This is a genomic window from Dechloromonas aromatica RCB, assembly GCF_000012425.1.
Genome location: NC_007298.1, coordinates 384,913 through 410,841 on the forward strand (window position 1 = coordinate 384,913; position 25,929 = coordinate 410,841).

26 protein-coding genes are annotated in these 25,929 nt (G+C 62.8%); 16 read left to right on the forward strand and 10 right to left on the reverse strand.

Annotation, left to right across the window (positions count from 1 at the left end; translation table 11 throughout):
* Window positions 1–9: 9 nt before the first annotated feature.
* Both DARO_RS21460 and DARO_RS01865 read left to right on the forward strand, forming a co-directional pair.
* The gene (locus DARO_RS21460) at window positions 10–525 is read left to right on the forward strand and encodes a DUF2802 domain-containing protein (protein WP_011286119.1); all 516 of its coding nucleotides are present in this window, start codon (window positions 10–12) and stop codon (window positions 523–525) included.
* 8 nt (window positions 526–533) lie between these two features.
* Window positions 534–1,331 carry an SPOR domain-containing protein gene (locus tag DARO_RS01865; protein WP_011286120.1) on the forward strand — a complete coding sequence of 266 codons (798 nt, stop codon included), beginning with the start codon at window positions 534–536 and terminating at the stop codon, window positions 1,329–1,331.
* 4 nt (window positions 1,332–1,335) lie between these two features.
* Here the strand turns inward: DARO_RS01865 and DARO_RS01870 are convergent, their stop codons facing one another.
* Together DARO_RS01870 and DARO_RS01875 are read right to left on the reverse strand one after the other, a co-directional pair.
* Window positions 1,336–1,653 carry a hypothetical protein gene (locus tag DARO_RS01870; RefSeq protein ID WP_011286121.1) on the reverse strand — a complete coding sequence of 106 codons (318 nt, stop codon included), beginning with the start codon at window positions 1,651–1,653 and terminating at the stop codon, window positions 1,336–1,338.
* Between the two features lie 133 nt (window positions 1,654–1,786).
* Complete coding sequence (locus DARO_RS01875; RefSeq protein ID WP_011286122.1) at window positions 1,787–2,113, reverse strand: tetratricopeptide repeat protein; 327 nt, start codon at window positions 2,111–2,113, stop codon at window positions 1,787–1,789.
* 52 nt (window positions 2,114–2,165) lie between these two features.
* On the opposite strand from DARO_RS01875, the gene DARO_RS01880 reads away from it, so the two are divergent.
* Window positions 2,166–2,549: a RidA family protein gene (locus DARO_RS01880; RefSeq protein WP_011286123.1), complete on the forward strand. Its 384-nt coding sequence runs from the start codon at window positions 2,166–2,168 to the stop codon at window positions 2,547–2,549.
* Window positions 2,550–2,567: 18 nt separating this feature from the next.
* Window positions 2,568–4,619, forward strand: a complete 2,052-nt coding sequence (gene recG, locus DARO_RS01885) for an ATP-dependent DNA helicase RecG (protein ID WP_011286124.1) — start codon at window positions 2,568–2,570, stop codon at window positions 4,617–4,619.
* Here recG and DARO_RS01890 read toward each other — a convergent pair.
* Entirely contained in the window at window positions 4,609–5,469 is an 861-nt protein-coding gene (locus tag DARO_RS01890; protein ID WP_011286125.1) for a LysR substrate-binding domain-containing protein, read from the reverse strand. The genes recG and DARO_RS01890 overlap by 11 nt on opposite strands.
* A gap of 99 nt (window positions 5,470–5,568) precedes the next feature.
* Here DARO_RS01890 and DARO_RS01895 point away from each other — a divergent pair, with 99 nt between their 5' ends.
* The 5 genes from DARO_RS01895 to DARO_RS01915 all read left to right on the forward strand — a co-directional run bounded on the left by DARO_RS01895 (window position 5,569) and on the right by DARO_RS01915 (window position 9,699).
* Window positions 5,569–6,771, forward strand: coding sequence for a YbfB/YjiJ family MFS transporter (locus tag DARO_RS01895; protein ID WP_011286126.1), 1,203 nt, complete (start codon window positions 5,569–5,571; stop codon window positions 6,769–6,771).
* Window positions 6,772–6,785: 14 nt separating this feature from the next.
* Window positions 6,786–7,769: an acrylyl-CoA reductase (NADPH) gene (acuI, locus tag DARO_RS01900; RefSeq protein ID WP_011286127.1), complete on the forward strand. Its 984-nt coding sequence runs from the start codon at window positions 6,786–6,788 to the stop codon at window positions 7,767–7,769.
* An 11-nt stretch (window positions 7,770–7,780) separates the two neighbouring features.
* Window positions 7,781–7,984, forward strand: a complete 204-nt coding sequence (locus tag DARO_RS01905) for a tautomerase family protein (RefSeq protein WP_011286128.1) — start codon at window positions 7,781–7,783, stop codon at window positions 7,982–7,984.
* Window positions 7,985–8,068: 84 nt separating this feature from the next.
* Entirely contained in the window at window positions 8,069–9,136 is a 1,068-nt protein-coding gene (locus tag DARO_RS01910) for an NADH:flavin oxidoreductase/NADH oxidase (protein WP_011286129.1), read from the forward strand.
* Window positions 9,133–9,699, forward strand: a complete 567-nt coding sequence (locus DARO_RS01915) for a YkgJ family cysteine cluster protein (protein WP_011286130.1) — start codon at window positions 9,133–9,135, stop codon at window positions 9,697–9,699. The genes DARO_RS01910 and DARO_RS01915 overlap by 4 nt, the downstream gene beginning before the upstream one ends.
* A 354-nt stretch (window positions 9,700–10,053) precedes the next feature.
* Here the strand turns inward: DARO_RS01915 and DARO_RS01920 are convergent, their stop codons facing one another.
* The 7 genes from DARO_RS01920 to DARO_RS01950 form a co-directional block, all read right to left on the reverse strand.
* A complete protein-coding gene (locus tag DARO_RS01920) occupies window positions 10,054–10,941 on the reverse strand; it encodes an alpha/beta fold hydrolase (RefSeq protein WP_011286131.1) in 888 nt (295 codons plus the stop codon).
* A gap of 124 nt (window positions 10,942–11,065) precedes the next feature.
* Window positions 11,066–12,379 (reverse strand): ATP-binding cassette domain-containing protein, encoded by a 1,314-nt coding sequence (locus DARO_RS22085; protein WP_011286132.1) that lies wholly within the window; start codon window positions 12,377–12,379, stop codon window positions 11,066–11,068.
* A gap of 13 nt (window positions 12,380–12,392) precedes the next feature.
* Window positions 12,393–13,154, reverse strand: a complete 762-nt coding sequence (locus DARO_RS01930) for an ABC transporter ATP-binding protein (protein ID WP_011286133.1) — start codon at window positions 13,152–13,154, stop codon at window positions 12,393–12,395.
* 3 nt (window positions 13,155–13,157) lie between these two features.
* Window positions 13,158–14,090: a branched-chain amino acid ABC transporter permease gene (locus DARO_RS01935; protein ID WP_011286134.1), complete on the reverse strand. Its 933-nt coding sequence runs from the start codon at window positions 14,088–14,090 to the stop codon at window positions 13,158–13,160.
* A 2-nt stretch (window positions 14,091–14,092) separates the two neighbouring features.
* The gene (locus DARO_RS01940) at window positions 14,093–14,971 is read right to left on the reverse strand and encodes a branched-chain amino acid ABC transporter permease (RefSeq protein ID WP_198134087.1); all 879 of its coding nucleotides are present in this window, start codon (window positions 14,969–14,971) and stop codon (window positions 14,093–14,095) included.
* A gap of 62 nt (window positions 14,972–15,033) precedes the next feature.
* The gene (locus DARO_RS01945) at window positions 15,034–16,083 is read right to left on the reverse strand and encodes a 2Fe-2S iron-sulfur cluster-binding protein (protein WP_011286136.1); all 1,050 of its coding nucleotides are present in this window, start codon (window positions 16,081–16,083) and stop codon (window positions 15,034–15,036) included.
* Between the two features lie 96 nt (window positions 16,084–16,179).
* Window positions 16,180–17,208: a hypothetical protein gene (locus DARO_RS01950; protein WP_011286137.1), complete on the reverse strand. Its 1,029-nt coding sequence runs from the start codon at window positions 17,206–17,208 to the stop codon at window positions 16,180–16,182.
* Between the two features lie 380 nt (window positions 17,209–17,588).
* Here DARO_RS01950 and paaN point away from each other — a divergent pair, with 380 nt between their 5' ends.
* The 7 genes from paaN to DARO_RS01985 all read left to right on the forward strand — a co-directional run bounded on the left by paaN (window position 17,589) and on the right by DARO_RS01985 (window position 25,914).
* On the forward strand, window positions 17,589–19,253 hold the full coding sequence (gene paaN, locus DARO_RS01955) for a phenylacetic acid degradation protein PaaN (protein WP_011286138.1): 1,665 nt from the start codon (window positions 17,589–17,591) through the stop codon (window positions 19,251–19,253).
* A 130-nt stretch (window positions 19,254–19,383) separates the two neighbouring features.
* The gene (paaG, locus tag DARO_RS01960; RefSeq protein ID WP_011286139.1) at window positions 19,384–20,178 is read left to right on the forward strand and encodes a 2-(1,2-epoxy-1,2-dihydrophenyl)acetyl-CoA isomerase PaaG; all 795 of its coding nucleotides are present in this window, start codon (window positions 19,384–19,386) and stop codon (window positions 20,176–20,178) included.
* Between the two features lie 61 nt (window positions 20,179–20,239).
* On the forward strand, window positions 20,240–21,712 hold the full coding sequence (gene paaH, locus DARO_RS01965) for a 3-hydroxyacyl-CoA dehydrogenase PaaH (protein WP_157037260.1): 1,473 nt from the start codon (window positions 20,240–20,242) through the stop codon (window positions 21,710–21,712).
* Window positions 21,705–22,175: a hydroxyphenylacetyl-CoA thioesterase PaaI gene (gene paaI, locus DARO_RS01970; RefSeq protein WP_011286141.1), complete on the forward strand. Its 471-nt coding sequence runs from the start codon at window positions 21,705–21,707 to the stop codon at window positions 22,173–22,175. Before paaH ends, paaI begins: the two co-directional genes overlap by 8 nt.
* A gap of 24 nt (window positions 22,176–22,199) precedes the next feature.
* Complete coding sequence (gene paaK, locus DARO_RS01975) at window positions 22,200–23,525, forward strand: phenylacetate--CoA ligase PaaK (protein WP_011286142.1); 1,326 nt, start codon at window positions 22,200–22,202, stop codon at window positions 23,523–23,525.
* Window positions 23,526–23,535: 10 nt separating this feature from the next.
* Window positions 23,536–24,741 carry a 3-oxoadipyl-CoA thiolase gene (gene pcaF, locus DARO_RS01980; RefSeq protein WP_011286143.1) on the forward strand — a complete coding sequence of 402 codons (1,206 nt, stop codon included), beginning with the start codon at window positions 23,536–23,538 and terminating at the stop codon, window positions 24,739–24,741.
* Between the two features lie 27 nt (window positions 24,742–24,768).
* Entirely contained in the window at window positions 24,769–25,914 is a 1,146-nt protein-coding gene (locus tag DARO_RS01985) for an ABC transporter substrate-binding protein (RefSeq protein ID WP_011286144.1), read from the forward strand.
* The last annotated feature ends 15 nt before the right edge of the window (window positions 25,915–25,929 follow it).

Below are 25,929 nucleotides of genomic sequence, written 5' to 3' on the forward strand. Positions count from 1 at the left end.
GGGGCCAACGTGCCGGCGCTGGAACTGGGCGGGATGACGCTGGGGCTGCGTGAAGGGGTGATCATGTTGATCGCGCTGGTCGCGGTCTACATGCTCTTCGTGCTGTTTCGCATGCGCCGCTTGCGAAACAAGCCCATCGAGACGCCCGTTGCTTCGTCCGAAAGGCTCGCCCCGGAGGCGCAGTCGGTGAGCCCGTTGACGGCAGCGATGGCCGACGGCGACGAAAGCTGGGAGAAGACTCCGGCGGGCCTGGGTGAGGAGATTTTGCGCCAAGGGCTGGAGCGGGACCTGGTCCAGTTGCGCGATGAAGTCGATGCCATGCGTGGCGAACTGGCGGCCTTGCGCGAAGACATGCTGCAGGAGTTGGCACATTTGCGGGCCAGCCAGACGGTTTCCCCGATTTACGGCGATGCCATGCAGATGGCCGTCTCCGGCTATGATCCGGTGGCGATAGCCGAGCGATGCGGTATCGCCCGGGCCGAAGCGGAACTGGTCGTTGCGTTGGCCAAGAGTCAGGAACGTTGAGGTAGGGAATGGCGGACCAACCAGAAGTTTCCGAGAATGAAGAACATGCCCGCGAATTGCGCGGCAAGTTGATTGCCCGTCTGGCGGTTGCCGGTGTGTTGGTGGCCCTCTTGCTGGGGGTGCTGGCGTTTTTTGACTATCTGGCTAATCCGCCTGATGAGGCAGACCAGCAGGTTTTTACCCAGCCGGTTCCCGTGGCGCCCAAGAAGGAAGTTTCACAACCGGTGACGCCGGCCGAGAACTTGCCCGAACCTCCGGTTCCGGAAAAAGTTGAGGCTCCTGCCGAGGCGCCGCCACCGCCGACGGTGGACGCGCCAGCATCAGCGGTGGTTGAGGCCAAGCCCGAGGCCCATGTCGCGGCCAAGTTACCGGCCGCCAATGTGAAACCTGCGGTTTCGGTACCACCACCACCTGCACCGCAAGCCGTGCCTGAAGCGACGACAGCACCTTCGAACAGGCTGGCGCCGCAACGTGCTGCCACACCGGCGGAGGCTGCGCCGGCCAAGCCTTCGGTGCGCATCATTGAGGCTAAACCAGCTCCGGCCCCGGCGCCTGCGCCTGCGGTGGTGCCACCGAGCGCACCGCGTCTGTTTTCAGGCTTCCTGCTACAGGCTGGTGTGTTTTCCAGCACCCAGCGTGCTGAAGAGCTGCACGCCCGACTGACGTTGAGCGGCGTTCCCTCGACGCTGGAAACCCGGGTTCAGGTTGGCCCGTTCCGAACCCGGCACGAAGCCGAGCTGGCCCAGGCCAAACTGAAGGAACTGGGCGTCGAGGCCATTCTCGTTCCTCCCCGAGGCAAGAACTAGCGGATCAGGGCATGCCCGGCAGGCGTGGCAGACCCAGGCTGCGCCGGACATCGCGGTGCAACTGCAAGGGGGGCGGCAAGGGCATCTCATAGCGCTGATTGTCGTAATACCGGCCACCGCGATCATCGTAGTGCCGACGATCGGATTCGTAATAGATATTCGCCCTCGGATAGCCATAACCATAGGCCGGATAGCTCTCGACATAGACCGGCGGTGCGCGGTGATAACCCACCGGATAGGCCGGAACCACCGTGCAGGCGCCAAGGCTGCCGAGCAGGGCAGTGGCGAGGCTGAGGCGGATAAGGGTTGGCGAGAGTTTCATTGGGCAGGGATTCCGGTGCTTAGGTAAGTAAATAACGCGGACACTCCCTGTTTGGCATACGGCGATCCCGGACTGGTTTGTAACAAATCGTTAGTACTCAGGATCGGCAAGGGGTTTCGGACTTTTCTGCTGGCTAGTCGGCCAGCGCCTTGCGTACCCGGTTGGCAAAGACGGTCATTTCCCTGGCGGCCTGAATGTCGCCTTTGGCTTCGGCGACAGCGATGCCTTGTTCGTAAGCGGCCAGGCAGCCGATGTTGTCGCCGGCTTCGGCGCGCGCCTTGCCGAGCGCTTTCCAGGCGGCTGAATATTGCGGGTCGCGGTCGACGGCGTCTTTGAAGCTGACGGCGGCTTTCGCTGGATCGCCGGCTTTCAGGTATTCGTTGCCGAGCGAGAAGCGGAGCAGGGCGCCGTCGCGTGGGCCGCCGAGCATTTTTTCCAGGGATTCGATACGTGGGTTCATGGGCTACCAAGGCTAAAATAGGGTTTTGCAATCCGGATACAGGAAGTTACTCATGGCCAAGACCATCATCGCCACCCCGAACGCCCCGGCCGCCATCGGCACCTATTCGCAGGCCGTGCGCGTCGGCGACACCGTTTACATGTCCGGGCAGATCGGGCTCGATCCCGCTTCCATGCAGATGGTAGACGGAATCGATGCGCAAATCGTTCGCGTTTTCGACAATCTGAAGGCGGTGGCCGAAGCCGCCGGCGGTTCGCTGGCCGATGTGGTCAAGCTGAATGTTTTCCTGACCGACCTGGCCAACTTCGCCAAGGTTAACGAGACGATGGCCAAGTATTTCAGCGAGCCGTTCCCGGCCCGGGCCGCCGTCGGCGTCAAGGAACTGCCGCGCGGCGCGCTGGTCGAGGCCGATGCAGTCATGGTCATCGGCAACTAAGCGGCTGATCAAGGACTGATGACGACGAGCGGGGCTTCGGCTCCGGCCTCTCCGCCGATTCGCGCTTCCGAAGCGCTGCAGAAGAAGCTCGCCAAGATCGGCCTCCATAGCGAGGCCGATTTGCTGGTGCATCTGCCGCTGCGCTATGAGGACGAAACGCGTATCACACCGGTCAAGCGTGCCTTTGGCGGCGAAGCGGTGCAGATCGAAGTGGTCGTCCAGAGTAATGAAGTGCAGTTCCGGCCACGCCGGCAGATGATCGTGCGGGCGGCTGACGATAGCGGCGAGATTACGCTGCGCTTCTTCAGTTTCTATCCCAGTCAGCAGGCGGCCTTGAGTGAAGGTTCGCGTCTGCGGGCATTTGGCGAAGTGCGCGGCGGTTTCTTCGGGGCTGAAATGGTGCATCCGCGTTTCCGCAAAGTGGGTGGCGACGAAGCGCTGCCGACAGAGATGACGCCGATTTACCCGTCGACCGCCGGCTTAGCCAATTCGGCGCTACAAAAGCTGATCGGCAAGGCGCTGGCGGTGGGGGATCTGTCGGATACCCTGCCTGAAACACTACGCCAGCGCCTCAAGCTGCCGGGCTTGGCGCGCAGCCTGAACTTCCTGCATCGGCCGCCGCCCGGCACTGATCTTGACACCTTGCATGCCCGCAACCATCCGGCCTGGCGGCGCGTCAAGTTCGACGAGGTGCTGGCCCAGCAACTGTCGCTGCGCCGCGCCTATCTGGCTCGTCGCGAGCAGGGCGCGCCGGTGCTGGTGGCGCAGGACGATCTCGGCGCCCGCCTGCTCGACCAGTTGCCGTTTGGCCTGACCGGCGCCCAGTTACGGGCGATGGCCGAGATTGCCGACGATCTGGCCCAGCCCTATCCGATGCAGCGTCTGCTGCAGGGCGATGTAGGCGCTGGGAAGACCATTGTTGCTGCGCTGGCAGCCTGTCAGGCGATCTCGGCTGGGTGGCAGGCAGCTTTCATGGCGCCGACCGAAATCCTGGCCGAGCAGCATTATTTGAAATTGAAGGACTGGCTGGAACCTTTGGGCGTCAAAGTGGCCTGGCTGTCCGGCAGCCTGAAAACCAAGGCCAAGCGCGAACAGCTGGCGGCGACGGCGGCCGAGGCACAGCTGGTGGTTGGCACGCATGCACTGATTCAGGACGGTGTCGATTTCGCCAGGCTGGGATTGGCCATTGTCGACGAACAGCACCGCTTCGGCGTCGCCCAGCGGCTGGCTCTGCGCAAGAAAGGCAACAACCCGCACCAGTTGATGATGTCGGCAACGCCGATCCCCCGCACGCTGGCCATGAGCTATTACGCTGACCTCGACGTAACCGTGCTCGACGAACTGCCGCCCGGCCGGACGCCGATCAAGACACGGCTGGTCGCCGATAACCGGCGTGAGGATGTGGTCGGTTTCGTCAAGAAATCTGTCGAGGAAGGCCGGCAGGCTTATTGGGTTTGCCCGCTGATCGAGGAATCTGAGGCGTTGCAGTTGCAGACGGCGCAGGATACCTACGAGCAGTTGTCCATTGATTTGCCGGAGCTGGTTATCGGGCTGGTCCATGGCCGCCTGAAGGCCGACGAGAAGCAGGCGGTGATGGCCGCCTTTGCTGCGGGCGACATCGATGTGCTGGTGGCGACGACGGTGATCGAAGTCGGTGTCGATGTGCCGAATGCCAGCCTGATGGTCATCGAACATGCCGAGCGCTTTGGTCTTTCCCAGCTTCACCAGTTGCGGGGGCGGGTCGGACGCGGCAAGTACGAGTCGAGCTGCGTGCTGATCTATGCCGGGCCCTTGGGCGAGATTGCCCGCCAGCGCTTGAAAATTATTTTCGAGAATACCGACGGCTTCGAGATCGCCCGTCAGGACTTGCAGATTCGCGGACCCGGTGAATTTGTCGGCGCGCGGCAGAGTGGTGTGCCGCTATTGCGCTATGCCGATCTGGAAATGGATGCCGATCTGGTCGAGATGGCGCGTGACGTGGCCGAGGAGATGCTGACCGAGCATCTCGAGCTGGCTGAACGCCATCTCAAGCGCTGGCTGGGCTCACGGGAAGAACTGCTCAAGTCCTGATGCGATTGGCCGAGGCGGTGATGCCGTCGCACAGGGTTTTCAAGGCAGCCATCGGCGCCGCTTCGCGCAGATGGATCATGCCGGTCGGTACCCGGCTGAACTCGTCCGGTACCGTTTCGATGACCAGATCGGCGGCATGGCTGGATTGCTCTGCAACACGGCGGGGCATCAGTGTCCAGCCGAGGCCGACGGCGACGCAGCCGAGGATGCCTTCCAGTGTGCCGAATTCCATGGCGTCGGCCACGGCGTGGCCCTGGGCGCGTTGCCAGGCGATGGCGCGGGTCCGATAGGCGCAGCCTTCGCGGAAGAGGATCAGCGGCAGCAGGACCGGGTCGGTGCCGGCAGCATGCACCTGGACCAATTCTTCGACGACCAGTTCGTCGAACTGCAGGTCGGGATGGATGACCGGGCCGGCAACGAAGGCGCAGTCGAGCTTGTGGTCGAGCACCTTGTCCATCAGCGTGCTGGTGGTGTCGGTGAAGACGCGCAGCTCAAGGCCCGGGTGTTCGCTACGCACGGCTTTCAGCGCACTCGGCAGATGCAGGGCGGCAAAGGTTTCCATGGCACCGATGCGCAGTTCGCCGGCGCTTTCGCCGACCTGGCGGACGGCGGCGCTGGTCTGGCGTTCGAGCATCAGCATGCGCCGCGCGTAGTCGAGCAGCACCTTGCCCGACGGGGCAAGCTCCAGCCCGCGGCCCTTGCGGAAGAACAGTTCGGTGCCGAGCTCCTCTTCCAGCCGTCGGATGCGGCCGGTGACGTTCGATTGCACGGTGTTCAGCTTGCGTGAGGCGGCGAGAATGCCACCTTCTTCGACAACCGTCTGAAAGGTGCGCAGGGCGACGAGTTCCATGGCTATCTCAAAAAACGAATGGTGTGTTCTAAATAAATCACTTGTAGAGATACTTTACCCTGTTTATTGTTCGCCTATCAATAACAAAAGGAACATCCCATGAACTCACAGAGAGAACGCCTCAAGGTGCTGAGCGCCGGGATATTCAGCCTGCTGCTGACCTTTGGCGTGGCCCGCTTTGCCTACACGCCCTTGCTGCCGATCATGCAGCAGCAGGCCGGGCTGGGGCTGGCCGAAGCCGGCTGGCTGGCGGCGCTCAACTACGCCGGTTATCTCAGTGGCGCACTGATTGCCTCGCTGATCAGCAACCTGGTGCTCAAGGACAAGCTGTACCGGATCGGCCTGGTGGTCGCCATCCTGAGCACGGTGATGATGGGGCTGACCACCGACCCGCTGCTCTGGATGGCCTCGCGCTTCATCGCCGGCCTCTCCAGCGCGGCCGGCATGCTGCTCGGCACCGGGCTGATCCTCAACTGGCTGATTCGCCACAACCACCGGCCGGAGTTGGGCATCCACTTTGCCGGCATCGGGCTGGGCATTTCCGGTTGTGCCGTGGCGGTGTGGCTGATGGGCGGCTGGCTGGACTGGCGCGAGCAGTGGTTCGCCTTTTCGGCCATTGCTTGTCTGCTCATTGTGCCGGCCATGGCCTGGTTGCCGGCGCCCGATACCAGTCCGGTGACGAAGAGCGGCGTCACCATGCACGACAATCCGCCGAGCCCGCTGTTCCTGCGCATCTTCATGGCAGCCTACTTCTGTGCCGGTTTCGGCTATGTGATCAGTGCCACCTTCATCGTCGCCATCGTCAATGGCCTGCCTGGTCTGGCCGGGCAAGGCGGGCTGGCCTTCCTGGCCATCGGTCTGGCCGCTGCGCCCGCCGCCTTCAACTGGGATCTGATCGCCCGCTACACGGGGGACATCAATGCCCTGATACTCGCCGCCGTGCTGCAGATATTCGGCATTGTCCTGCCGGTGGCGGTCGGTGGGCTGATTCCGACGATCTTTGGTGCGTTGTTGTTCGGTGGAACCTTCATCGGCATGGTGAGTCTGGTCTTGACCATGGCCGGGCGCTACTACCCGACCAAGCCGGCCAAGATGATGGGCAAGATGACGCTCTCCTACGGCGTGGCGCAGATCATCGGGCCGGCCATCGTTGGCTGGCTGGCCACCCGGCTCGGTAACTATTCGATTGGCCTGTATATCGCGGCCGGCGTGATGGTGATGGGCGTCGTGCTGTTGGTTATACTGAAACTGGTGGAAAAGCGGGACGCCACGCTGGCGCTTGAGCCCAGCTTGCAGAACTGAAACGGAGACGATGCATGTTCAAGGGAATTCTGATCGAGAAGGATGATGCCGGCTATCGCGCGGCGGTCAAGGATATAGACGAGAGCCAGTTGCCGGAAGGCGATGTGACGGTGCGCGTCGCGATGTCTTCGCTCAATTACAAGGACGGTCTGGCGATCACCGGCAAAGGCCCAGTCGTTCGCAAGTTCCCGATGGTGCCGGGGATCGACATTGCCGGCACGGTTGAAACCAGCAGTCATGCAGACTACAAGGCCGGTGACCGGGTCGTGCTCAACGGCTGGGGCGTTGGCGAAACGCACTGGGGCGGGCTGGCCCAGAAGGCGCGCCTCAAGGGCGACTGGCTGGTGCCGCTGCCGGCCGCTTTCTCCGAGAAACAGGCCGTGGCCATCGGCACCGCCGGCTACACCGCGATGTTGTGTGTGCTGGCGCTGGAGCGCCAGGGCGTCAAGCCGGCTGATGGCGAGATCGTCGTCACCGGTGCCGCGGGTGGTGTGGGCAGCGTGGCCATCGCCGTACTGGCCAAGCTCGGCTACACGGTGGTCGCCGTCAGCGGTCGGCCGGAAGAAACGGATTACCTGAAGCAGCTCGGTGCGGCCGAAGTGCTCGATCGGGCAGCCTTCTCCAGCCCCGGCAAGCCGCTGGGCAAGGAGCGCTGGGCGGGGGCGGTCGATGTGGTTGGCAGCCATACGCTGGCCAACATCTGCGCTACCACCAAATATCGTGGCGTGGTGACGGCCTGCGGTCTGGCCGGCGGCATGGATTTTCCGTCGTCGGTGGCGCCCTTCATCCTGCGCGGCGTGACGCTGGTCGGGGTGGATAGCGTGATGTGTCCGCGTCCGGAGCGTCTGGTCGCGTGGCAGCGGCTGGCCACTGATCTCGATGTTGCCAAGCTTGGTCTGATCACCCATGAAGTGTCGCTGGCCGAGGCCATTCCGACGGCGGCGCAACTGATGGACGGCAAGGTACGCGGTCGTGTCGTCGTCGATGTGAATCGTTAAGAGATACGCTGATGCCCTACGTCAATATCAAGATCACCCGCGAAGGGGCGACGCCGGAACAGAAGGCGCGCCTGATTGCCGGCGCGACGCAGTTGCTGGTCGATGTGCTGGGCAAGAACCCGAAGACCACGGTGGTCGTCATCGACGAGGTCGATACCGACAACTGGGGTGTCGGCGGTGAGTCGATTACCGTTCGTCGGGCGCGCGGCGAGTAAGCCCCGTTTTTTGAAAATCCATCAAGCATTAGAATTCCGGCTGGCCCTGCGGTCAGCCGGAATTTTTTGCCAGAAATTGAAATCATGAGCCATCTATTCGACCCCCTGAAATTACGCGACATCACCCTCAAGAACCGGATCGGCATCCCGCCGATGTGCCAATACTCGGCGCAGGACGGCATGGCGGCTGATTGGCATTTCGTCCATTACGGCAGCCGGGCGGTGGGTGGTGCCGGGCTGATGATTGTCGAGGCGACGGCGGTCGTGCCGGAGGGGCGGATCAGCCCGGGCGACCTTGGCCTGTGGAAAGACGAGCAGATTGAACCGTTGGCGAAGATCGCCCGCTTTGCCCGGGAGCAGGGGTGTGTGGCAGCCATCCAGCTCGCCCATGCCGGCCGCAAGGCCAGTGTCGGTTTGGGTTGGGGCGAGCAGCGCACGCTGCGGGCCGACGAGGGTGGCTGGCAGTCCGTCGCGCCTTCGGCCATATCGTTCGGCGAAGGCTACGCGGTGCCGCATGAACTGAGCATCGCCGGGATCGCCGAGGTCGTTGCGGCCTTCGTCGCAGCGGCCAGACGGGCGGTCGTGGCCGGTTTTCAGGCAATCGAAATCCATGCGGCCCACGGCTACCTGATGCATCAATTCCTGTCGCCGCTATCGAATCAACGAACCGATGCCTACGGTGGCAGTTTCGAGAACCGTACCCGCCTGCTGCGCGAGGTGGTCACGGCGGTGCGGGCTGTGTGGCCGGAAAGCCTGCCGCTGCTGATTCGCCTGTCCGCCACCGACTGGGTCGAGGGTGGCTGGTCGGCCGACGAAACGGTTGCGTTGTGCCGTGACTTGAAGACGCTGGGTGTCGATCTGGCCGATATCTCGACCGCCGGTCTGGTGCCGACCGCGAAAATCCCTGTCGGCCCCGGCTTCCAGACCGAATTTGCCGCCCGCGTGCGCCATGAGGCCGGCTTGCCGACCGCGGCGGTTGGCCTGATCACGTCGGCGGCTCAGGCGGATCATGTCTTGCGCACTGGCCAGGCCGACATGGTGCTGCTCGGCCGCGAAATTCTGCGCAACCCGTACTGGCCGCAACAGGCCGCGCAGGAGCTGAGGCAAGGTGGCGCCTGGCCCAACCAGTATTTGCGCGCCGCCCTTCGATGAGCGCCCCGAACACTCGCCGCTCGCTGGGCAAGGAGCTTGCCGCTGCGGCCGCCGCCTATCAGACGGCCGACGTTATCCCGCATTGCGCGGTGTGCGCGAAGCCGTGTTGCAAACTCGATACGCTGGTCCTTGAGCTGGAGTGGAAGCAGATCAAGTCATTCTGGCGGCTCGAAGAATCGCGCCCGGGTTTTGACAAGCGCCTCTCCTCCGGCCAAGGTCCCGTCGAGATTCGGGCGGGGGATGACGGGCTTTATTACGTCCACAGCAAACCGTGCCCGGCCTACGACGAAGCGGGCCACGCATGCACCATCTACGGTCAGGAACTCAAGCCTTTGGGGTGCTCGGACTTCCCGGTGTACGAAGATCAGGGCAGCGTCGTTGCCGATCTTCGTTGTGAAGCCGTCAATCTCGAGGCGCTGACGGCGTGGATGGCGCGCTCGGTCGGGCCGGAGTTTCGCATCATCCAGGCGGCGGACAGGGAGTTTCCCTTTCTGGTCACGCTGTCTGTACGGCGGGTATCCGGCGCCGCGAGCCCCAACAAGCGGCCACGGCATAGAGGATGATTCTGCCAACGTAAAAAGCATTTTCGTCCCGGGAACTTTTTTGCAGTGCGCTGTCTACATCGCTTCAATTTTCAACTTACCTGCGATGAGGCAACGATGGACGAAATTTCTTACTTGGGTATTGGCTTTACTTTGGCCATCTTTGGTCTGGCCTGCTTGATGGCGATCAAGTTGTCTTCCAAGACGGCTTATCACTAAGCGCATTCATCCAACGCTGCTGCCCTGACGGATCACGGATCCCGTTTTTTGCAGCAGGCGTAGTCAGGTTGCCGAGCCAGATTGGCTCGGCGAAACCAGAAAAAGCCGGGGATTCCCGGCTTTTTCAATTTCAGCGTTTCGGTTTTGGCCGGTCCGTCAGGCGATGAACGTCTCGACGATGCGCGCCACTTCTTCCGGCTGGTCGTGGTGCAGCATGTGGTCGGCATTGTCGACCCATGCTTCGCGAACGTCGGCAAAGCAGGCCTGGCGGGCGGCCCAGTCGCCTGGCCGGGTATCGAATTCGCGGATGACCCAGGACTGGCGGCCGGCCACCCAGAGTACCGGGCAGGTGATCTGACGCCAGATCGCCATCGATTCTTCCAGACGGAACAGGTAGGGGGCGGGGGCCTTGTGCCATGGGTCGCCGTTCCAGATGATGCCGTGACGGCGTTCGCCGCTCCGGGTTTCGCCATCGCCGATCCGGGCGAGGTGGCGGGACAGGAAGTTGGCGCGTTCCTGCGTCAGGAAGCGGTCCGTGTGCATCAGGCGGCGGGCGAAGCCGGCGCGGTCGCTGTAGAGATGCATGCGCGGCGGGCTTTTCAGGACGCCGAGCCATTTCTGGTAGCGCTCTGTCGCCATGTCCGGCGTGGTCGGGGCGATGCCGAAGCCTTCCAGCGAGATCACGCTTTCCACCCGCTCCGGACGGATGCCGGCGTACAGGCAGGCGAGGATGCCGCCCATGCTGTGGCCAACCAGCTTGACCTTGCCTTCGGGGGCGTAGCGGTCAAGGATGGCTTCGAGATCGCCGAGATGTTCGGCAAAGAAATAGGGGCGGTTCAGCCATTCCGAACTGCCGAAGCCGCGCCAGTCGGGGGCGATGATGTTCCAGTCTTTCTGCAGTTCATCGACGACGAACTGGAAGGAGGCCGAAACATCCATCCAGCCGTGGAGCAGGAACAGCGTCGGTGCCTTCGGATTGCCCCAGCGCCGGATGTGCAGGCGGATGTCGGGCAGGTCGAGGTATTCGGAGCGGGAAGGGAGCATGGCGAGTGATGTGCGGTGGCGATAAAGGGGCTGTCGTGAATTCTAGCCTGATGCCGGCCCGGCTGCGGATAGGAATCGGGTCGGCCGTGACTGGCCGACCCGATGGCGCGGTTTTGGTGCCGGGTTACATCCCGAGGTAGGCCGCCCGCACCTGTTCGTTACTGATCAGCTCCTGGCCGGTGCCGGTCAGCGTGATGTTGCCGGTTTCCAGCACATAGCCGCGGTCGGCGATGGCCAGCGCGGCAAAGGCGTTCTGCTCGACCAGGAAGATGGTCATGCCCTGAGCCTTCAGCGCCTTGACGACGTTGAAGACTTCTTCGACCAGCAGTGGGGCGAGGCCCATCGACGGCTCGTCGAGCAGCAGCATCTTCGGGCGACCCATCAGCGCCCGGCCGATGGCCAGCATCTGCTGCTGGCCGCCGGACAAGGTGCCGGCCGGCAGATGGCGCTTCTCCTTGAGGATGGGGAACATCGAATAGACTCGCTCGAGATCGCCCTCAACGTCGTTCTTGGGGCGCGTGTAGGCACCCAGGCGCAGGTTGTCCTCGATGGCCAGCGGGCCGAAGACCTGGCGGCCTTCAGGGCTCTGGCAGATGCCGCGGCGCATGCGCAGGTCAGAGCGCAGGCCGGAAATGTCCTCGCGGTTGAAGATGATGCGGCCGGCGCTCATCGGCTGCACGCCGGACAGGGTGCGCAGGAAGGTGGTCTTGCCTGCGCCGTTGGCGCCGACCAGCGCAACCAGTTCGCCCTGCCGCACTTCGAGGTCGATGCCCTTCAGCGCCTTGATCCGACCGTAGCAGCTTTCCATTCCCTCGATCTTGAGCAGCACGTCGCCAACCGGGGCGATCGGCTTTTGCAGCGCGCCGCCGCTATGGCCGCCGAGGCCGATCGGTTCCGGCGCGAGGTTTACGATGCGGTGGAAGATCTCGCGGAATTCCGCCCTCGCCTTGCTGCCGAACAGGGGGTCGTCGTTGTCGAGGAAGGCCTTGTCGATATCGGCCCAGTCGTCGGCGGTCAGCGCCTCGCGGGCGAGGGGCATGACATCCTTTTCCTCGCTGCGGACGTGGCTCTTGACGGCTTGCGCGTAGCTGCGCAAGGCTGCCGTGAAGGTGGCGTTGGCCTCGCTGCCGGCGGCGGTCGCCGCCAGCTTGGCACGCAGGTCGCGCAGGACTTCGGGGCCGTTGTGGTGCTCGGCCTGCAGGCGCTCGATGATCGCCGCGGCTTCTGGCGCACGGCGCAGCAGGGATGGGAACAGGTAGCTGTCTTCCTTGGCGTGGTGGGCGCGGTCCATGAACTGGTCGATGTAATCGAACAGCGAAGTGAAAAACGCCGTTTCGACGTGGCCGCCGCCGTCGATCTCGTCGGCAACCATGTCGAGCGTAGTGGCGATGCGCCAGAGGTTCTGGTGCTCTTCGGTGATGATGCGTAATGCTTCCATGTTCTTCCCCTGCTTAGGCGTGAGCGCCCAGATAAGCTGCGATTACATCCGGGTTCTTGCGGATTTCTTCACCGGTGCCTTCGGCCAGTTTCTTGCCGTAGTCGAGGACGAGGATGCGGTCGGACAGGTTCATGACCATTTTCATGTCGTGTTCGACGAGTACGACAGTGACGCCGGCGTCGGCAATCTTGCGGATCAGATGGTCGACTTCGATGGTTTCCTTGGGGTTCAGACCGGCGGCCGGTTCGTCGAGGAAGATCAGGCGCGGTTTCATGGCCAGGGCGCGGGCGATTTCCAGACGCTTCAGCGCGCCGTAGGACATCGCATCGGCGCGAGTTTCGACGTACTGCTCCAGCCCGACGAAAGCCATCAGTTCGGCCGCTTCGGCGCGCAGTTCGCGATCACGCTTTTTCAGGCCCGGGAAGCGCAGGGCGGCTTTGAACAGATTGCGGTCGAGGCGCAAGTGAGCACCGACCATCACGTTCTCGACGGCGCTCATGTTCATGCAGATCTGCAGGTTCTGGAAAGTGCGGGCGACGCCGCGGGTGGCCAGTTCGTTCGGCGACTTGCCGTGGATGGCTTCACCGTCCAGCCGGATCTCGCCGGTGGTCGGTTTGTAGACCCCGGTGATCAGGTTGAACAGCGTCGTCTTGCCGGCGCCGTTGGGGCCAATGACCGAATAGACGATGCCGGAATCGATGTTGAACGACACGTTCTGGACGGCCTTGACGCCGCCGAAGTGGATGGAGAGGTCTTTGACTTCGAGCATGCTCATGATTTATTCCCCCTTGCCGAATTTGGCGGCCAGCGTCGGGACGAGGCCCTTGGGCAGGAAGATCATCGACAGCATCAGGATGGCGCCGAAGACCACGGTTTCCCAGCCTTCGAAGGTGGCCAGGGCTTGCGGCAGGGCGGTGAGCAGCACGGCGCCGACCAGCGAGCCATAGACCGAGGCCATGCCGCCGATGACGACCATGGTGACCAGTTCGATGGAGTGGAAGAAGTCGGCGAAGTTGGGGCTGACGAAACCGACGTAGTGGGCCGTGACGCTGCCCATCAGGCTGGCGAAGACGGCGGACAGCACGAAGATGGCGACCTTGTAGCGGACGACATCGACGCCGACCACCTGCGAAGCGACTTCCGAACCGTGCAGGGCGCGCAGGGCGCGGCCGAACGGCGAGTCGATCAGGTTCAGCGAGGCCCAGACCGACACCGACAGCAGCAGGGCGACGACCCAGTACCACTGCTTGTCGTTGCTCAGCTCGAAGCCGAACAGGCCCATCGCCGGCACCGGCATGCCGTCCGGCCCACCGGTCCATTGCGCCTCGTTGCGCAGCGCAATGCTGATGATGATGCCGAGGCCGAGCGTGGCCATCGCCAAGTAGTTGCCCTTGAGCTTGAAGATCGGGCGGGCGACCACGGCGGCGAGAATGCCGGTAGCCACGGCGCCGGCGCCCATGGCGAGCAGCGGATGCCAGCCGAAGTGCGTCGGGAGCACGGCCGAGGCGTAGGCGCCAATGCCGAGGAAGCCGGCGTGGCCAAGGCTGATCTGGCCGGCAAAGCCGATCAGCAGGTTCAGCCCGAGAACGATCACGGCATTGATCGCCATGCGCACCGCGAGATCGAGATAGAAACTGTTGGGCATCACGAAAGGCAGCACCAGCAGGATGGCGATGACCACATAGAGGCCGTTATAGACACTTTTTTTCATGCTTACACCCGATCCGTCGATTTGCCGCCGAACAGGCCGCGCGGCATGAAGAAGAGAATGAACAGGATCAACACGAAGGGGATCGCATCCTTGTAGGCCGACGAGATGTAGCCGGCGCCCATCGCTTCGAGAATACCGACGAGCAGGCCGCCGACCACGGCACCGAGGCCGTTGCCCAGGCCGCCGAGCACGGCAGCGACGAAGCCCTTGAGGCCGAGCATGATCCCGACGTCGTAGGAGGTCAGCGTGATCGGCGTGATCAGGATGCCGCCCAGCGCGCCAAGCGCCGCCGACATGGCAAAGCTCATGAACAGCACCCAGCCGGTGTTGATGCCGACCAGCTCGGCGGCCAGCCGGTTGTACGAGGTGGCCAGCATGGCCTTGCCCTGCAGCGTGCGGTTGAAGTAGTACCACAGCACGACGACGACCAGCGCGGTGATGCCGAGTACCCAGAGGCTTTGCGGCATCAGCGTGGCGCCGAGGATGTCGATGGGCGTTTCGCCGGAGAAGGCCGGCAGGCTGTGCGTGTTCTTGCCGAAGATGACGGCGGTCAGGCCGCGGATGACCAGCGAGGCGCCGATGGTGATGATGATCAGGGTCACCGTTTCGGCGCCCTTGACCGGTTCGATGGCCAGCTTCTCGATGATCACGCCGACGATGGCGGGAATCAGGATGGCCAGCACCAGCGCGACCGGCAAGGGCAGGCCGGCCTGGGTGAAGAACACGGCCAGCATGCCGCCGAGCATGATGAATTCGCCCTGGGCGAAGTTGATTACGTTGCTGGCGTTATAGATCAGCGTGAAACCGAGCGCGGCCAGCGCATAGGTCGCGCCGACCGTGATCCCGGAAAAGAGGAATTGCAGGAACTGGGCAAGCATCATGCCCTCCTTCTCTGTTGGTCTTGGGGGTTCATTTCGTCTCCTCGAGGGTCTGTTTTTGTGATTTAGAGCGGCAGCAGATGGTCGGCGTCGGCCACCACCGGCTGCTGCTGGGCGAAGAAGCCTTCGGTGTGGATCAGTTCATCCAATGCACCCTGGGCCTTGGCGGCAGCGACGCAGCTATCGACGAACTCCGGGCTGCCGGCGATGAAGATGGTGTGCTTGGACAGGTCCTTGAACAGTTGCGGCAGCACGACGTCGACGCGGCCTTTCAGGAAGCCGTCGGCTTCTTCGCGGGTCAACGTTACCTTGTAGTCGAAATTGCGATGCTTGGTCCGCCACCAGGCCATCATGCCCTGGCTGTAAACGTCTTCCTTGGTGCGGGCCGAGAAGAGCATGGTCACCGGCTTCTTGAAACCACGGCGCAGGGCGGCTTCGGCCAGCGCCAGCACGGGGGCGAGGCCGGTGCCGGCGGCGATGCAGAGGACCGGGGTATCGACCGAGGGGTCGCCGATGAAAGTGCCGTAGGCGCCGGATACCTTGACGTTATCGCCGGCCTGCAGGGTGTCGTGGACCCAGTTGCTGGTCACGCCGCTGTCGGCACGGGCGACTTGCAGCACCAGTTCGCCGTCGGGACGGGGGGCGTTGGAAATGGAATAGGCGCGGGCCGGAATGTCGGCGCGCGGGTTGCCGAGCGTGACGTACTGGCCGGGCCAGTAGCGGATCGGCTGGCCGACCGGGCGCAGGCGCAGCTCGACGACGCGGGCGGCGATCTGCTTCTTGTCGGTGACGACGAACAGCGCATCTTCGCGCGGGGGGAAGAGTTTGGGCTTCGCATCCTCGGTGCCCCATTCGATGGTCAGCTCCTCGGAAATCGGTTTGGCCATGCACATCAGGCCGAAGCCCTGCTTGCGCTCGTCCTGCGAGAGGGCCATGTCGAGCACCATGCCCTGGTCGAACTGGCCTTGGGTGACCTTGACCTTGCATTCGCCGCAGGCGCCGGCGCGGCAGTTGTTGGGCAGGGCATAGCCGGCCTTTTCGAGCGCCATCAGAACGGTATCGCCATAGGCGCAATCAACGGACTTGCCGGAGGGTTGCATGATGATACGAGCCATTTTGTCTTCCCCTAGTGGAATTGGTTTCTCTGTTGCGGCAAGGCCGGCGCCCTTGTGGGGGCGCCGGCCGGAGCAAATTACAGTCGCTGGTCTGGTTTAGAAGACCGGAATGATGTCTTCCATGTCGATCTCGGAGACTTCCTGGCCGGTGATGCCGACTTCCGGAATCGCCGGGAACGGGATGTTGTAGCGGTCGAGCACACCCTTCAGGTTAATCATCGCGTTCTTCCAGTTTTCCAGCTTGGCCTCGTAGCTCGGGATGCCGAAACCGGCGCCGCGCGCCACTTCTTCACCCTCACGCTGGTTGGCAATGAAGTCTTCCGGCAGGTCCCAGAATTCCATCGGCGGTTCGAACAGCACGGCGGACAGGAACAGGTAGCCGGCGCGGATCTGCTTGGTGACGATGGCCTTGGTTTCTTCCTTGAGGCCCGGATAGTCGCGCTCCATGACGGCCATACAGATCGCCATGTGACGCCCTTCGTCGCGGCCGATGTTCTTGAAACCTTCCTTGAACACAGCTTCGCGGGAGTTGTCGAACATCTGCTTGAAGATGGTGGCAGCGGCGATTTCGCCCATCAGGAAGGAGCTGAACAGCACGGCCAGGTCGTACTTGGGTACGGCCTGCTTGTAGCCGGTCCAGTAGCGCGAGCCGTTGAAGTACAGCCACTTGACGTTCTTCTGCAGGCGGCGACCGAGATCGGTTTTCGGTTCGTAGGTAATCGGGTCCGGATGGCCGAGCATCTTGGTGATGGCCAGGCCACACATGATTTCGTGGTTCTGCTCGTCACGGGTCACCGAGAAGAAGCACTTGCGAACGGGGTCTTCCTCATGCACTTCGTAGGTCTTGATCAGCGCTTCGGCAAACACCGGGGGGGCGGATGCGTCGAACACCGACAGCAAGCTCCACCAGTAGGCGATCGATTCGCGCTCTTCCCAGGTGTAGCTGTCTACATCGAGGGTGTCCCACGGCAGCTTCTCCGGATCCCAGTTCTCGCGCAGCGAGGCTTCCCAGACTTCCTGCAGCTTCTTGGTCTTGGAGTTCCAGGACAGCGGGTAGATGTTGGGCTGCTGGATTTCCGGCGGGAACTCCATCTTGTCGGCAAAACGTTCCTTGTGGCTAGCCATGTCTTTGTCTCCTGTTCGTTACGAGTCATTTCATCGAGTGAGCGATCCATCCGGGTGTCCGGATGGCGTGGATGGATAATGATACGTATCGATGTGCAATGTCAACAAAATTTGTATCAGATTGATTCGAAATTGTTCGGGAACAAATTCTGCATTTCGGAATCATAGTCTTCGTTCGCTAATTTGCAAACTATAAATAACGGTTTTTAAGCGTATTTTTTAATGAAGCAGAATTTCTTTCGCTAATCGGAATGTGTGGTTTTTGAGATATTAACGATACTTTTGTTTGACTTTCGAAAACATAATTCGTATCGTGTAACCAGATCGGGGCTGCTGTGTGCGCCTCTGCCCAAGAAAAGATGTCTTCAAGGAGATTTCAGATGTCCCACCCCCTGCTCGACAAGCACCGCGCCACGCTCGATGGCGCCCTTAATGCCATCGCCACCCGTGCCTATTGGTCGGCCTATAACGAGATGCCGAGTCCGAAGACCTACGGTGAAACCGCGGCTGAAGATGGCAAGAAGGCTTTCGAAGCCCATCTTGGCAAGCAGTTCGATCTGGGGCAGCCGGGGGCGACGGGTTGGGCCGGTGGCGAGCAATCGCCCTACGGTATCGATCTGAACGTTCAGTATCCGGTCTGCAACTATGAAACATTGATCGCCGCCGGCCAGCAGGCCATGGGCGGCTGGCAGAAGATCGGGGCCGATGGCCGCACTGGCATCTGTCTCGAAATCCTGGCTCGCCTGAATCAGCAGAGCTTCGAGCTGGCCCATGCGGTCATGATGACCACCGGCCAGGGCTGGATGATGGCTTTCCAGGCCGGCTCGCCGCACGCCCAGGACCGTGGCCTCGAAGCGGTTGCCTATGCCTATCGCGAACAGAGCTTCGTGCCGGCCGAAACGACCTGGGACAAGCCGCAGGGCAAGAACCCGCCGCTGGTCATGAAGAAGCATTTCGAAATCGTCGGTCACGGTGTCGGCGTCGTTGTCGGCTGCGGCACCTTCCCGACCTGGAATACCTACCCCGGCCTGTTTGCCGCGCTGTCCACCGGCAATGCCGTGATCGTCAAGCCGCATAGCAATGCCATCCTGCCGGCCGCCATTACCGTGCGCACCATTCGCGCCGTGCTGGCCGAGAACGGCATTGACCCCAACCTGGTCACGCTGTGCGTGGCCGATCGTGCCGCCACGCAGAAGCTGGTCACCCACAAGGCCGTCAAGTCCATCGACTTCACTGGCGGTAATGTCTTCGGCCAGTGGCTGATCGACAACTGCCGCCAGGCCCGCGTCTATGCCGAGCTGGCCGGCGTCAACAACATCGTGATCGATTCGACCGATGCCTACAAGCCGATGCTGCGCAACCTGGCTTTCACGCTGTCGCTGTATTCCGGCCAGATGTGCACCACCTCGCAGGCCATCTTCGTGCCGGCCGCTGGCATTGAGACCGAAGACGGCCACAAGTCCTACGACGACGTCTGTGCCGATCTGGCCCGTGCCGTGTCCGGCTTCCTGTCCAAGCCGGAGGTCGCGCTGGCCGTGCTCGGTGCCATGCAATCGGCTGATACCATCAAGCGTATCGACATGGCTGACAGCGGCACGCTGGGCAAGGTGGTGCTGGCTTCCACCAAGCTGGACAACCCGGAATTCCCGAAAGCTGCCGTCCGTACCCCGGTCCTGCTCGCCTGTGATGCGGCCGACGAGCATGCCTATATGGAAGAGCGTTTTGGCCCGATCAGCTTCATCGTCAAGGTGGCTGATACCGCTGCCGCCATCGCGCTGTCCGAGCGCATTGTGTCTACCCACGGTGCGCTGACGGCCGGTATCTACTCGACCAAGCCGGAAGTGATCGACGCGATGACCGCCGCCACGATGCGCGCCAAGGTTGCCCTGTCGATCAACCTGACCAGTGGCGTGTTCGTCAATCAGTCGGCCGCTTACTCCGATTACCACGGTACCGGCGGCAACCCGGCTGCCAACGCGTCCTACGCCGATGCCGCCTTTGTCGCCAACCGCTTCGTAGTCGTCCAGCGCCGTTACCACATCTAAACGCATGCATAAATCTACTGCGCCCGCCCATCTCGGCCCTGCGATGCTCGCCGTACTTGAGTACGACTGCGCTTCTCGGGCCGACCTAAGCGGGCTCGCTACGATTTCTGCACACGTTTTGGAGAACTGAATGAACTTTGAAAACATCACCTTCACCGTCGAAGCCGGCATTGCCCGTCTGACCCTGAATCGCCCGGACAAGCTGAACAGCTTCACCGGCGAAATGCATGCCGAACTGCGTACCGCCCTCGACCGCGTCCAGAGCGACCATTCCATCCGCGTGCTGGTGCTGACCGGTGCCGGTCGCGCCTTCTGCGCCGGCCAGGACCTGGCCGATCCGGACATGGCGAAAATCGACGGCAAGATGCCGGACATCGGCAACGTCGTCGACCGCAACTACAAGCCGCTGGTCATGCGCCTGCAAAACCTGCGCGTGCCGACCATCGCTGCGGTCAACGGCATTGCCGCCGGTGCCGGGGCTTCGGTGGCGCTGGCCTGTGACCTGGTGGTCGCCACCAAGTCGGCTTGCTTCCTGCAGGCCTTTTCCAAGATAGGGCTGATTCCGGATACCGGCGGTACCTGGTTCCTGCCGCAGCGTGTCGGCATGGCCCGTGCCATGGGCCTCGCCCTGCTCGCCGACAAGTTGCCGGCCGAAAAGGCCGCCGCCTGGGGACTGATCTGGGAATGTACCGAGGACGCCGATTTCGCCGCCCGCATCGACGCGCTGGCCAAGCAGTTGTCGGTGATGCCGACCAAGGCGCTGGTCCGCACCCGGCAGGCTATGCATGCCGCGCCGGGCCACACGCTGGAGCAGCAGTTGTCCTTCGAAGGCAGCTTCATGCGCGAACTGGGCTGGAGCCCGGACTACGCCGAGGGCGTCGCCGCCTTCATGGAAAAACGTGCGCCGAAATTCACCGGAGAGTGAACGCGTGACTAAGCAACCCCTTCCCCAACAGGCGGTCATCGCCGTGGTCGGTACTGGCGCCATGGGCGCCGGCATCGCCCAGGTCGCCGCAGCGGCCGGCCATCCGGTCAAGCTGCTCGATAACCGGCCAGGCGCGGCTGACAAGGCTGTCGCCGGTATCCGTGCGCAGTTCGCCAAGCTGGCCGAAAAAGGCAAGCTGACCACCGAAGCCGCGCAAGCGGCTGGCGAACGCCTGAGCGCTGTCGAGCAACTGGCCGATCTGGCCGATGCCGCACTGGTCGTCGAGGCCATCGTCGAGAACCTCGACGCCAAGCAGAAGCTGTATGCCGATCTCGAAGCCATCGTCGGTGCCGACTGCATCTTCGGGACCAACACCTCGTCGATTTCGGTGACCGCCATCGGCGCTGCGCTGAAGCATCCGGAGCGTCTGGCTGGTCTGCATTTCTTCAATCCGGCCCCGTTGATGGCGCTGGTCGAAATCGTTTCCGGCCTGGCGACCGATAAAGCGGTGGCTGACACGCTGTTTTCCACGGCCAATGCCTGGGGCAAGACGGCCGTGCATGCCAAGTCGACGCCCGGTTTCATCGTCAATCGTGTCGCCCGTCCTTACTATGCCGAAGCGCTGCGCGTGGCGCAGGAAGGCGCAGCCGACTACGCCACGATCGATGCCTGCTGCCGTGAGGCTGGCGGCTTCCGCATGGGACCGTTCGAGCTGATGGATATGATTGGCCACGACGTCAATTTCGCCGTGACCAACTCGGTGTGGCGTGCTTTCTACAACGACCAGCGCTTCCTGCCTTCGCTGATCCAGCAGGAACTGGTCGATGCCGGGTTCTATGGCCGCAAGAGTGGACGCGGCTTCTACGACTACCGCGAAGGTGCCGTGAAGCCCGAGCCGCAGACCGAAGCCGCGCAAACGCCGGCCGGCAAGATCACTGTTTTTGGCGAGTCCGATCTGGCTGAACTGCTGGTCGAGCGCCTGCAGCACTCCGCCCTCTCCTACAACCGGGCACCGGACAGCGATGGCCGTATCGCCGAAATCGGCTTCGCCAAGTTGTACGTGACCGACGGTCGCAGTGCCACCCAACGTGCCGCCGAAACCGGCGTCGCCAATACCGTGCTGATCGACCTCGCGCTCGATTACAGCAAGGCGACCCGTCTGGCCATCGCCGCCGCCGAGCAATGCGAACCGGCCGCCGTCGCTTCGGCCGTCGGCCTGCTCCAGGCCACTGGTTTCGCCGTGTCGCGCTTTCTCGATGTGCCGGGCCTGATCGTCATGCGCACGGTGGCAATGCTGGCCAATGAAGCGGCCGATGCCGTCAATCAGGGCGTCTGCTCCGAAGCCGGCGCCGATCAGGCCATGCGCCTCGGCGTCAATTATCCGCAAGGCCCGCTGGCCTGGGCCGATCAGGTCGGTGTCGCTGCCATCCGCGACGTGCTGGCCAATCTTGGTGCCAGCTACGGCGAGGACCGTTATCGCATTTCGCCGCTGATCCAGCGCGCCGTTTTTGCCGGAAGGAATATCCATGACTGAACACAAACTGAGCCCGGCCGAGGCGCAAGCGCTGGCCGAGGCGACCGCCGATGCGATGTATTCGCGTGATCGTGCCGCCCAGGCGCTGGGCATCAAGATCGTCCGCGTCCAGCCGGGTGCCTCGTTGCTAACCATGAGCGTTCGTGGCGACATGGTCAACGGCCACCATATTTGCCATGGCGGCATGATTTTCAGCCTGGCCGATACCGCCTTCGCCTACGCCTGCAACGCCTACAACAAGACTACCGTCGCTTCGGCCTGCCATATCGACTTCCTGGCCCCGGCCAAGGAAGGTGAATTGCTGGAAGCCGAGGCCGTCGAGCAATCCGCCTCGGGACGTACCGGTGTCTATGACATCACCGTGCGCACCTCTGGTGGCAAGACTGTCGCCCTGTTCCGGGGCAAGAGCTATCGCATCAGCGGCGAAGTGATCGCCGGACTGCAACAGGCCGACCAGGCCTGACCCAACAACACAGAGGAGACACTCATGACCGTCAAGAAACCCCTGCCCGGTGACCTCGAACCGATTGAAACGGCCAGCCGCGAAGAGATTTCGGCGCTGCAACTTGATCGCCTGAAATGGTCGGTGCGCCACACCTACGACAACGTCGAGCCGTACCGCAAGAAATGCCTGGAAAAAGGCGTGCATCCGGACGACCTGAAGACGCTGGCCGACATCAGCAAGTTTCCGTTTATGACCAAGCTGGACTTGCGTGACAACTACCCGTTCGGCCTGTTTGCCGTGCCGCGCGACAAGGTTGCCCGCCTGCATGCCTCGAGCGGCACCACCGGCAAGTCGGTCGTTGTCGGCTACACCAAGAAGGACATCGAGAACTGGTCCGACCTGATCGCCCGCTCGCTGCGCGCGGCTGGTGTCCGTGCCGGTGACATGGTGCACAACGCTTACGGCTACGGCATGTTCACCGGCGGCCTCGGCGCCCACTACGGCATCGAGCGCCTTGGCTGTACCGCCGTGCCGATGTCCGGTGGACAGACGGAAAAGCAGGTCCAGCAGATCATGGACTTCAAGCCGGATGCGATCATGGTCACGCCGTCCTACTCGCTGGTCATCGCCGAAGAGTTCGAGCGTCTTGGCATCAAGCCGGAAGACATTCCGCTGAAGGTCGGCATCTTCGGCGCCGAACCCTGGGGCGAGGGCATGCGCGCCGAAATCGAACGCAAGCTCGGCATCGACGCGATCGACATCTACGGCCTGACCGAAGTGATGGGCCCGGGCGTCGCCTGCGAATGCATCGAAACCAAGGATGGCCCGGTGATCTGGGAAGACCATTTCTACCCCGAAATCATTGATCCGGAAACCGGTGAAGTGTTGCCTGACGGCGAACTCGGCGAACTGGTCTTCACCTCGCTGACCAAGGAAGCCTTCCCGGTCATCCGCTACCGCACCCGCGACCTGACCCGCCTGCTGCCGCCAACTGCCCGTTCGTTCCGCCGCATCGGCAAGATCACCGGCCGGTCCGACGACATGCTGATCATCCGTGGTGTGAACGTCTTCCCGACCCAGATCGAGGAGCAGATCCTGCGCGACAAGCGCCTGGCCGGCACCTACCAGATCCTGGTTACCCGCGATGGCCACCTCGACAACGTCGAAGTGCGTTGCGAGCTGCAGAGCGAGTTGTCCGGCAAGCTGTCGCCGAGCGAAATCCAGGCGATCAGCAAGGAATTGCAGCACCACATCAAGACCATCATCGGCATCTCGACGCGGATCACCGTCATGGAACACGACTCCATTCCCCGCACGCTGACCGGTAAGGCCAAGCGCGTGCTCGACGAGCGCCCGAAGCAGAACTGAGGAAATGAACATGAATGAAGCCTTTATCTGCGACGCCATTCGCACCCCCATCGGCCGTTACGGCGGCGCCCTGGCCGGTGTCCGCGCCGACGATCTCGGCGCCATCCCGCTCAAGGCGCTGATGGAACGCAATCCACAGGTCGACTGGACCGCCGTCGAAGACATCATCTACGGCTGCGCCAATCAGGCCGGTGAAGACAACCGCAACGTCGCCCGCATGTCCGGCCTTCTGGCCGGCTTGCCGATCGAAGTGCCGGGCACGACGATCAACCGTCTGTGCGGTTCCGGTATGGACGCCATCGGTATGGCGGCCCGCTCGATCAAGTCTGGCGAAACCGAACTGATGATCGCCGGCGGCGTCGAGAGCATGTCGCGCGCCCCGTTCGTGATGGGCAAGGCGGAAAGCGCCTATTCCCGTAGCGCCGCGATCTACGACACGACCATCGGCTGGCGCTTCCCCAATCCGGCGATGAAGAAGCTGTACGACACCCATTCGATGCCGCAGACGGCTGACAACGTCGCGGCCGACTTCGCCATCGGCCGGGCCGATCAGGACGCTTTCGCCGTCCGTTCGCAGCAGCGCTGGGCGGCGGCCAATGCGGCCGGTCGTTTCAAGGACGAAATCGTGCCGGTCGTCATCCCGAAGAAGAAGGGGGATCCGGTCGTCGTCGATACCGACGAGCATCCGCGTCCGGAAACGACGCTGGACATGCTGGCCAAGCTGAAGGGCGTCAATGGCCCGGAACTCTCGGTCACGGCTGGCAATGCCTCCGGGGTCAATGACGGCGCCTGTGCGCTGCTGCTGGCTTCCGGCGCCGCCGCCAGCCAGTACGGTCTGCAGCCGCTGGCCCGCGTGGTCGGCATGGCCACCGCCGGCGTGCTGCCGCGCATCATGGGCTTCGGTCCGGCGCCGGCCGTGCGCAAGGTGCTGGCCAAGACCGGCCTGACACTGGCCCAGATGGACGTCATCGAACTCAACGAAGCTTTTGCCGCCCAGGGCCTGGCCGTGTTGCGCGACCTCGGGCTGGCTGACGATGCTGCCCACGTCAATCCCAACGGCGGTGCCATCGCCATGGGTCACCCGCTCGGCATGAGCGGCGCCCGTCTGGTGACTACGGCTGCCTATGAACTCAAACGCCGTGGCGGTCGCTACGCCCTGTGCACCATGTGTATTGGTGTCGGGCAGGGCATCGCGATGGTGATCGAGCGTGTCTGACCATATACCAACAGAGGAGACAAACCCATGAAGCACAGCATGAAGAAACTCGTTGTCGCAGCCGCACTGACCTTCGGTGCCTTTGGTGCCTTCGCCGCCGATCCGATCAAGATAGGCTCGGTGCTCTCCGTCACCGGTCCGGCTGCTTTCCTCGGCGACCCGGAACTGAAGACGCTGCAACTGTACGTTGATGACATCAACAAGAAGGGTGGCGTTCTCGGTCGCCAGTTGCAACTGGTCCATTACGACGACGGCAGCGATGCCAACAAGGCCAACGGCTTTGCCAAGCGCCTGCTCGAAGACGACAAGGTCGACGTGCTGGTTGGTGGCACCACCACCGGTTCCACCATGTCGATGGTGCCGCTGGCTGAAAAGTCCGGCACGCCGTTCGTCTCACTGGCCGGTGCCGTGGTCATTGTCGAGCCGGTCAAGAAATTCGTTTTCAAGACCCCGCACACCGACCGCATGGCCGCCGAAAAGGTCTTCGAGGACATGAAGAAGCGCGGCCTGACCAAGGTGGCGCTGCTTTCCGAAACCTCCGGCTTCGGCGCTTCCGGCAAGAAGGAAACCGAAGGCGTCGCCGGTAAGTACGGCATCACGCTGGTCGCCAACGAGACCTATGGTCCGAAGGATACCGACATGAGCCCGCAGCTGACCAAGATCAAGACCACGCCGGGTGTTCAGGCCGTGTTCGTGTTCGGTCTGGGCCAGGGGCCGGCCATCGTGACCAAGAACTACAAGCAGCTTGGCGTGACGCTGCCGCTGTACCAGTCGCATGGTGTGGCTTCCGACGAATTCCTGAAGCTGGCTGGTCCGGCCGCCGAAGGTGTCCGTCTGCCGTCCCCGGCTCAGCTGATCCCGGAAAAGCTGGCCGCCAAGGATCCGCAGAAGCCGGTCGTGACTTCCTATGAGCAGACCTACAAGGCCGCCTACAAGGCCGACGTGTCGACCTTTGGCGGCTACGCCTACGACGGCCTGATGCTGGCGGTCGACGCCATCAAGCGCGCCGGCGGCACCGACAAGGCCAAGGTGCGTGATGCACTGGAAGCGACCAAGGGCTTCGTCGGCACCAGCGGCACTTTCAACATGTCGGCCACCGATCACATGGGCCTCGACCTCTCCGCTTTCCGCATGCTGGAAGTGAAGGGCGGCGACTGGTCCATCGTCCAGTAACACCGTAGTTCCGGG

Bases quoted from the DNA above. Each gene is read 5' to 3' on its own strand.
- DARO_RS01865 (WP_011286120.1), top strand. From the start codon at position 534: ATGGCGGACCAACCAGAAGTTTCCGAGAATGAAGAACATGCCCGCGAA.
- DARO_RS01870 (WP_011286121.1), bottom strand. From the start codon at position 1,653: ATGAAACTCTCGCCAACCCTTATCCGCCTCAGCCTCGCCACTGCCCTG.
- DARO_RS01875 (WP_011286122.1), bottom strand. From the start codon at position 2,113: ATGAACCCACGTATCGAATCCCTGGAAAAAATGCTCGGCGGCCCACGC.
- DARO_RS01880 (WP_011286123.1), top strand. From the start codon at position 2,166: ATGGCCAAGACCATCATCGCCACCCCGAACGCCCCGGCCGCCATCGGC.
- recG (WP_011286124.1), top strand. From the start codon at position 2,568: ATGACGACGAGCGGGGCTTCGGCTCCGGCCTCTCCGCCGATTCGCGCT.
- DARO_RS01890 (WP_011286125.1), bottom strand. From the start codon at position 5,469: ATGGAACTCGTCGCCCTGCGCACCTTTCAGACGGTTGTCGAAGAAGGT.
- DARO_RS01895 (WP_011286126.1), top strand. From the start codon at position 5,569: ATGAACTCACAGAGAGAACGCCTCAAGGTGCTGAGCGCCGGGATATTC.
- acuI (WP_011286127.1), top strand. From the start codon at position 6,786: ATGTTCAAGGGAATTCTGATCGAGAAGGATGATGCCGGCTATCGCGCG.
- DARO_RS01905 (WP_011286128.1), top strand. From the start codon at position 7,781: ATGCCCTACGTCAATATCAAGATCACCCGCGAAGGGGCGACGCCGGAA.
- DARO_RS01910 (WP_011286129.1), top strand. From the start codon at position 8,069: ATGAGCCATCTATTCGACCCCCTGAAATTACGCGACATCACCCTCAAG.
- DARO_RS01915 (WP_011286130.1), top strand. From the start codon at position 9,133: ATGAGCGCCCCGAACACTCGCCGCTCGCTGGGCAAGGAGCTTGCCGCT.
- DARO_RS01920 (WP_011286131.1), bottom strand. From the start codon at position 10,941: ATGCTCCCTTCCCGCTCCGAATACCTCGACCTGCCCGACATCCGCCTG.
- DARO_RS22085 (WP_011286132.1), bottom strand. From the start codon at position 12,379: ATGGAAGCATTACGCATCATCACCGAAGAGCACCAGAACCTCTGGCGC.
- DARO_RS01930 (WP_011286133.1), bottom strand. From the start codon at position 13,154: ATGAGCATGCTCGAAGTCAAAGACCTCTCCATCCACTTCGGCGGCGTC.
- DARO_RS01935 (WP_011286134.1), bottom strand. From the start codon at position 14,090: ATGAAAAAAAGTGTCTATAACGGCCTCTATGTGGTCATCGCCATCCTG.
- DARO_RS01940 (WP_198134087.1), bottom strand. From the start codon at position 14,971: ATGATGCTTGCCCAGTTCCTGCAATTCCTCTTTTCCGGGATCACGGTC.
- DARO_RS01945 (WP_011286136.1), bottom strand. From the start codon at position 16,083: ATGGCTCGTATCATCATGCAACCCTCCGGCAAGTCCGTTGATTGCGCC.
- DARO_RS01950 (WP_011286137.1), bottom strand. From the start codon at position 17,208: ATGGCTAGCCACAAGGAACGTTTTGCCGACAAGATGGAGTTCCCGCCG.
- paaN (WP_011286138.1), top strand. From the start codon at position 17,589: ATGTCCCACCCCCTGCTCGACAAGCACCGCGCCACGCTCGATGGCGCC.
- paaG (WP_011286139.1), top strand. From the start codon at position 19,384: ATGAACTTTGAAAACATCACCTTCACCGTCGAAGCCGGCATTGCCCGT.
- paaH (WP_157037260.1), top strand. From the start codon at position 20,240: ATGGGCGCCGGCATCGCCCAGGTCGCCGCAGCGGCCGGCCATCCGGTC.
- paaI (WP_011286141.1), top strand. From the start codon at position 21,705: ATGACTGAACACAAACTGAGCCCGGCCGAGGCGCAAGCGCTGGCCGAG.
- paaK (WP_011286142.1), top strand. From the start codon at position 22,200: ATGACCGTCAAGAAACCCCTGCCCGGTGACCTCGAACCGATTGAAACG.
- pcaF (WP_011286143.1), top strand. From the start codon at position 23,536: ATGAATGAAGCCTTTATCTGCGACGCCATTCGCACCCCCATCGGCCGT.
- DARO_RS01985 (WP_011286144.1), top strand. From the start codon at position 24,769: ATGAAGCACAGCATGAAGAAACTCGTTGTCGCAGCCGCACTGACCTTC.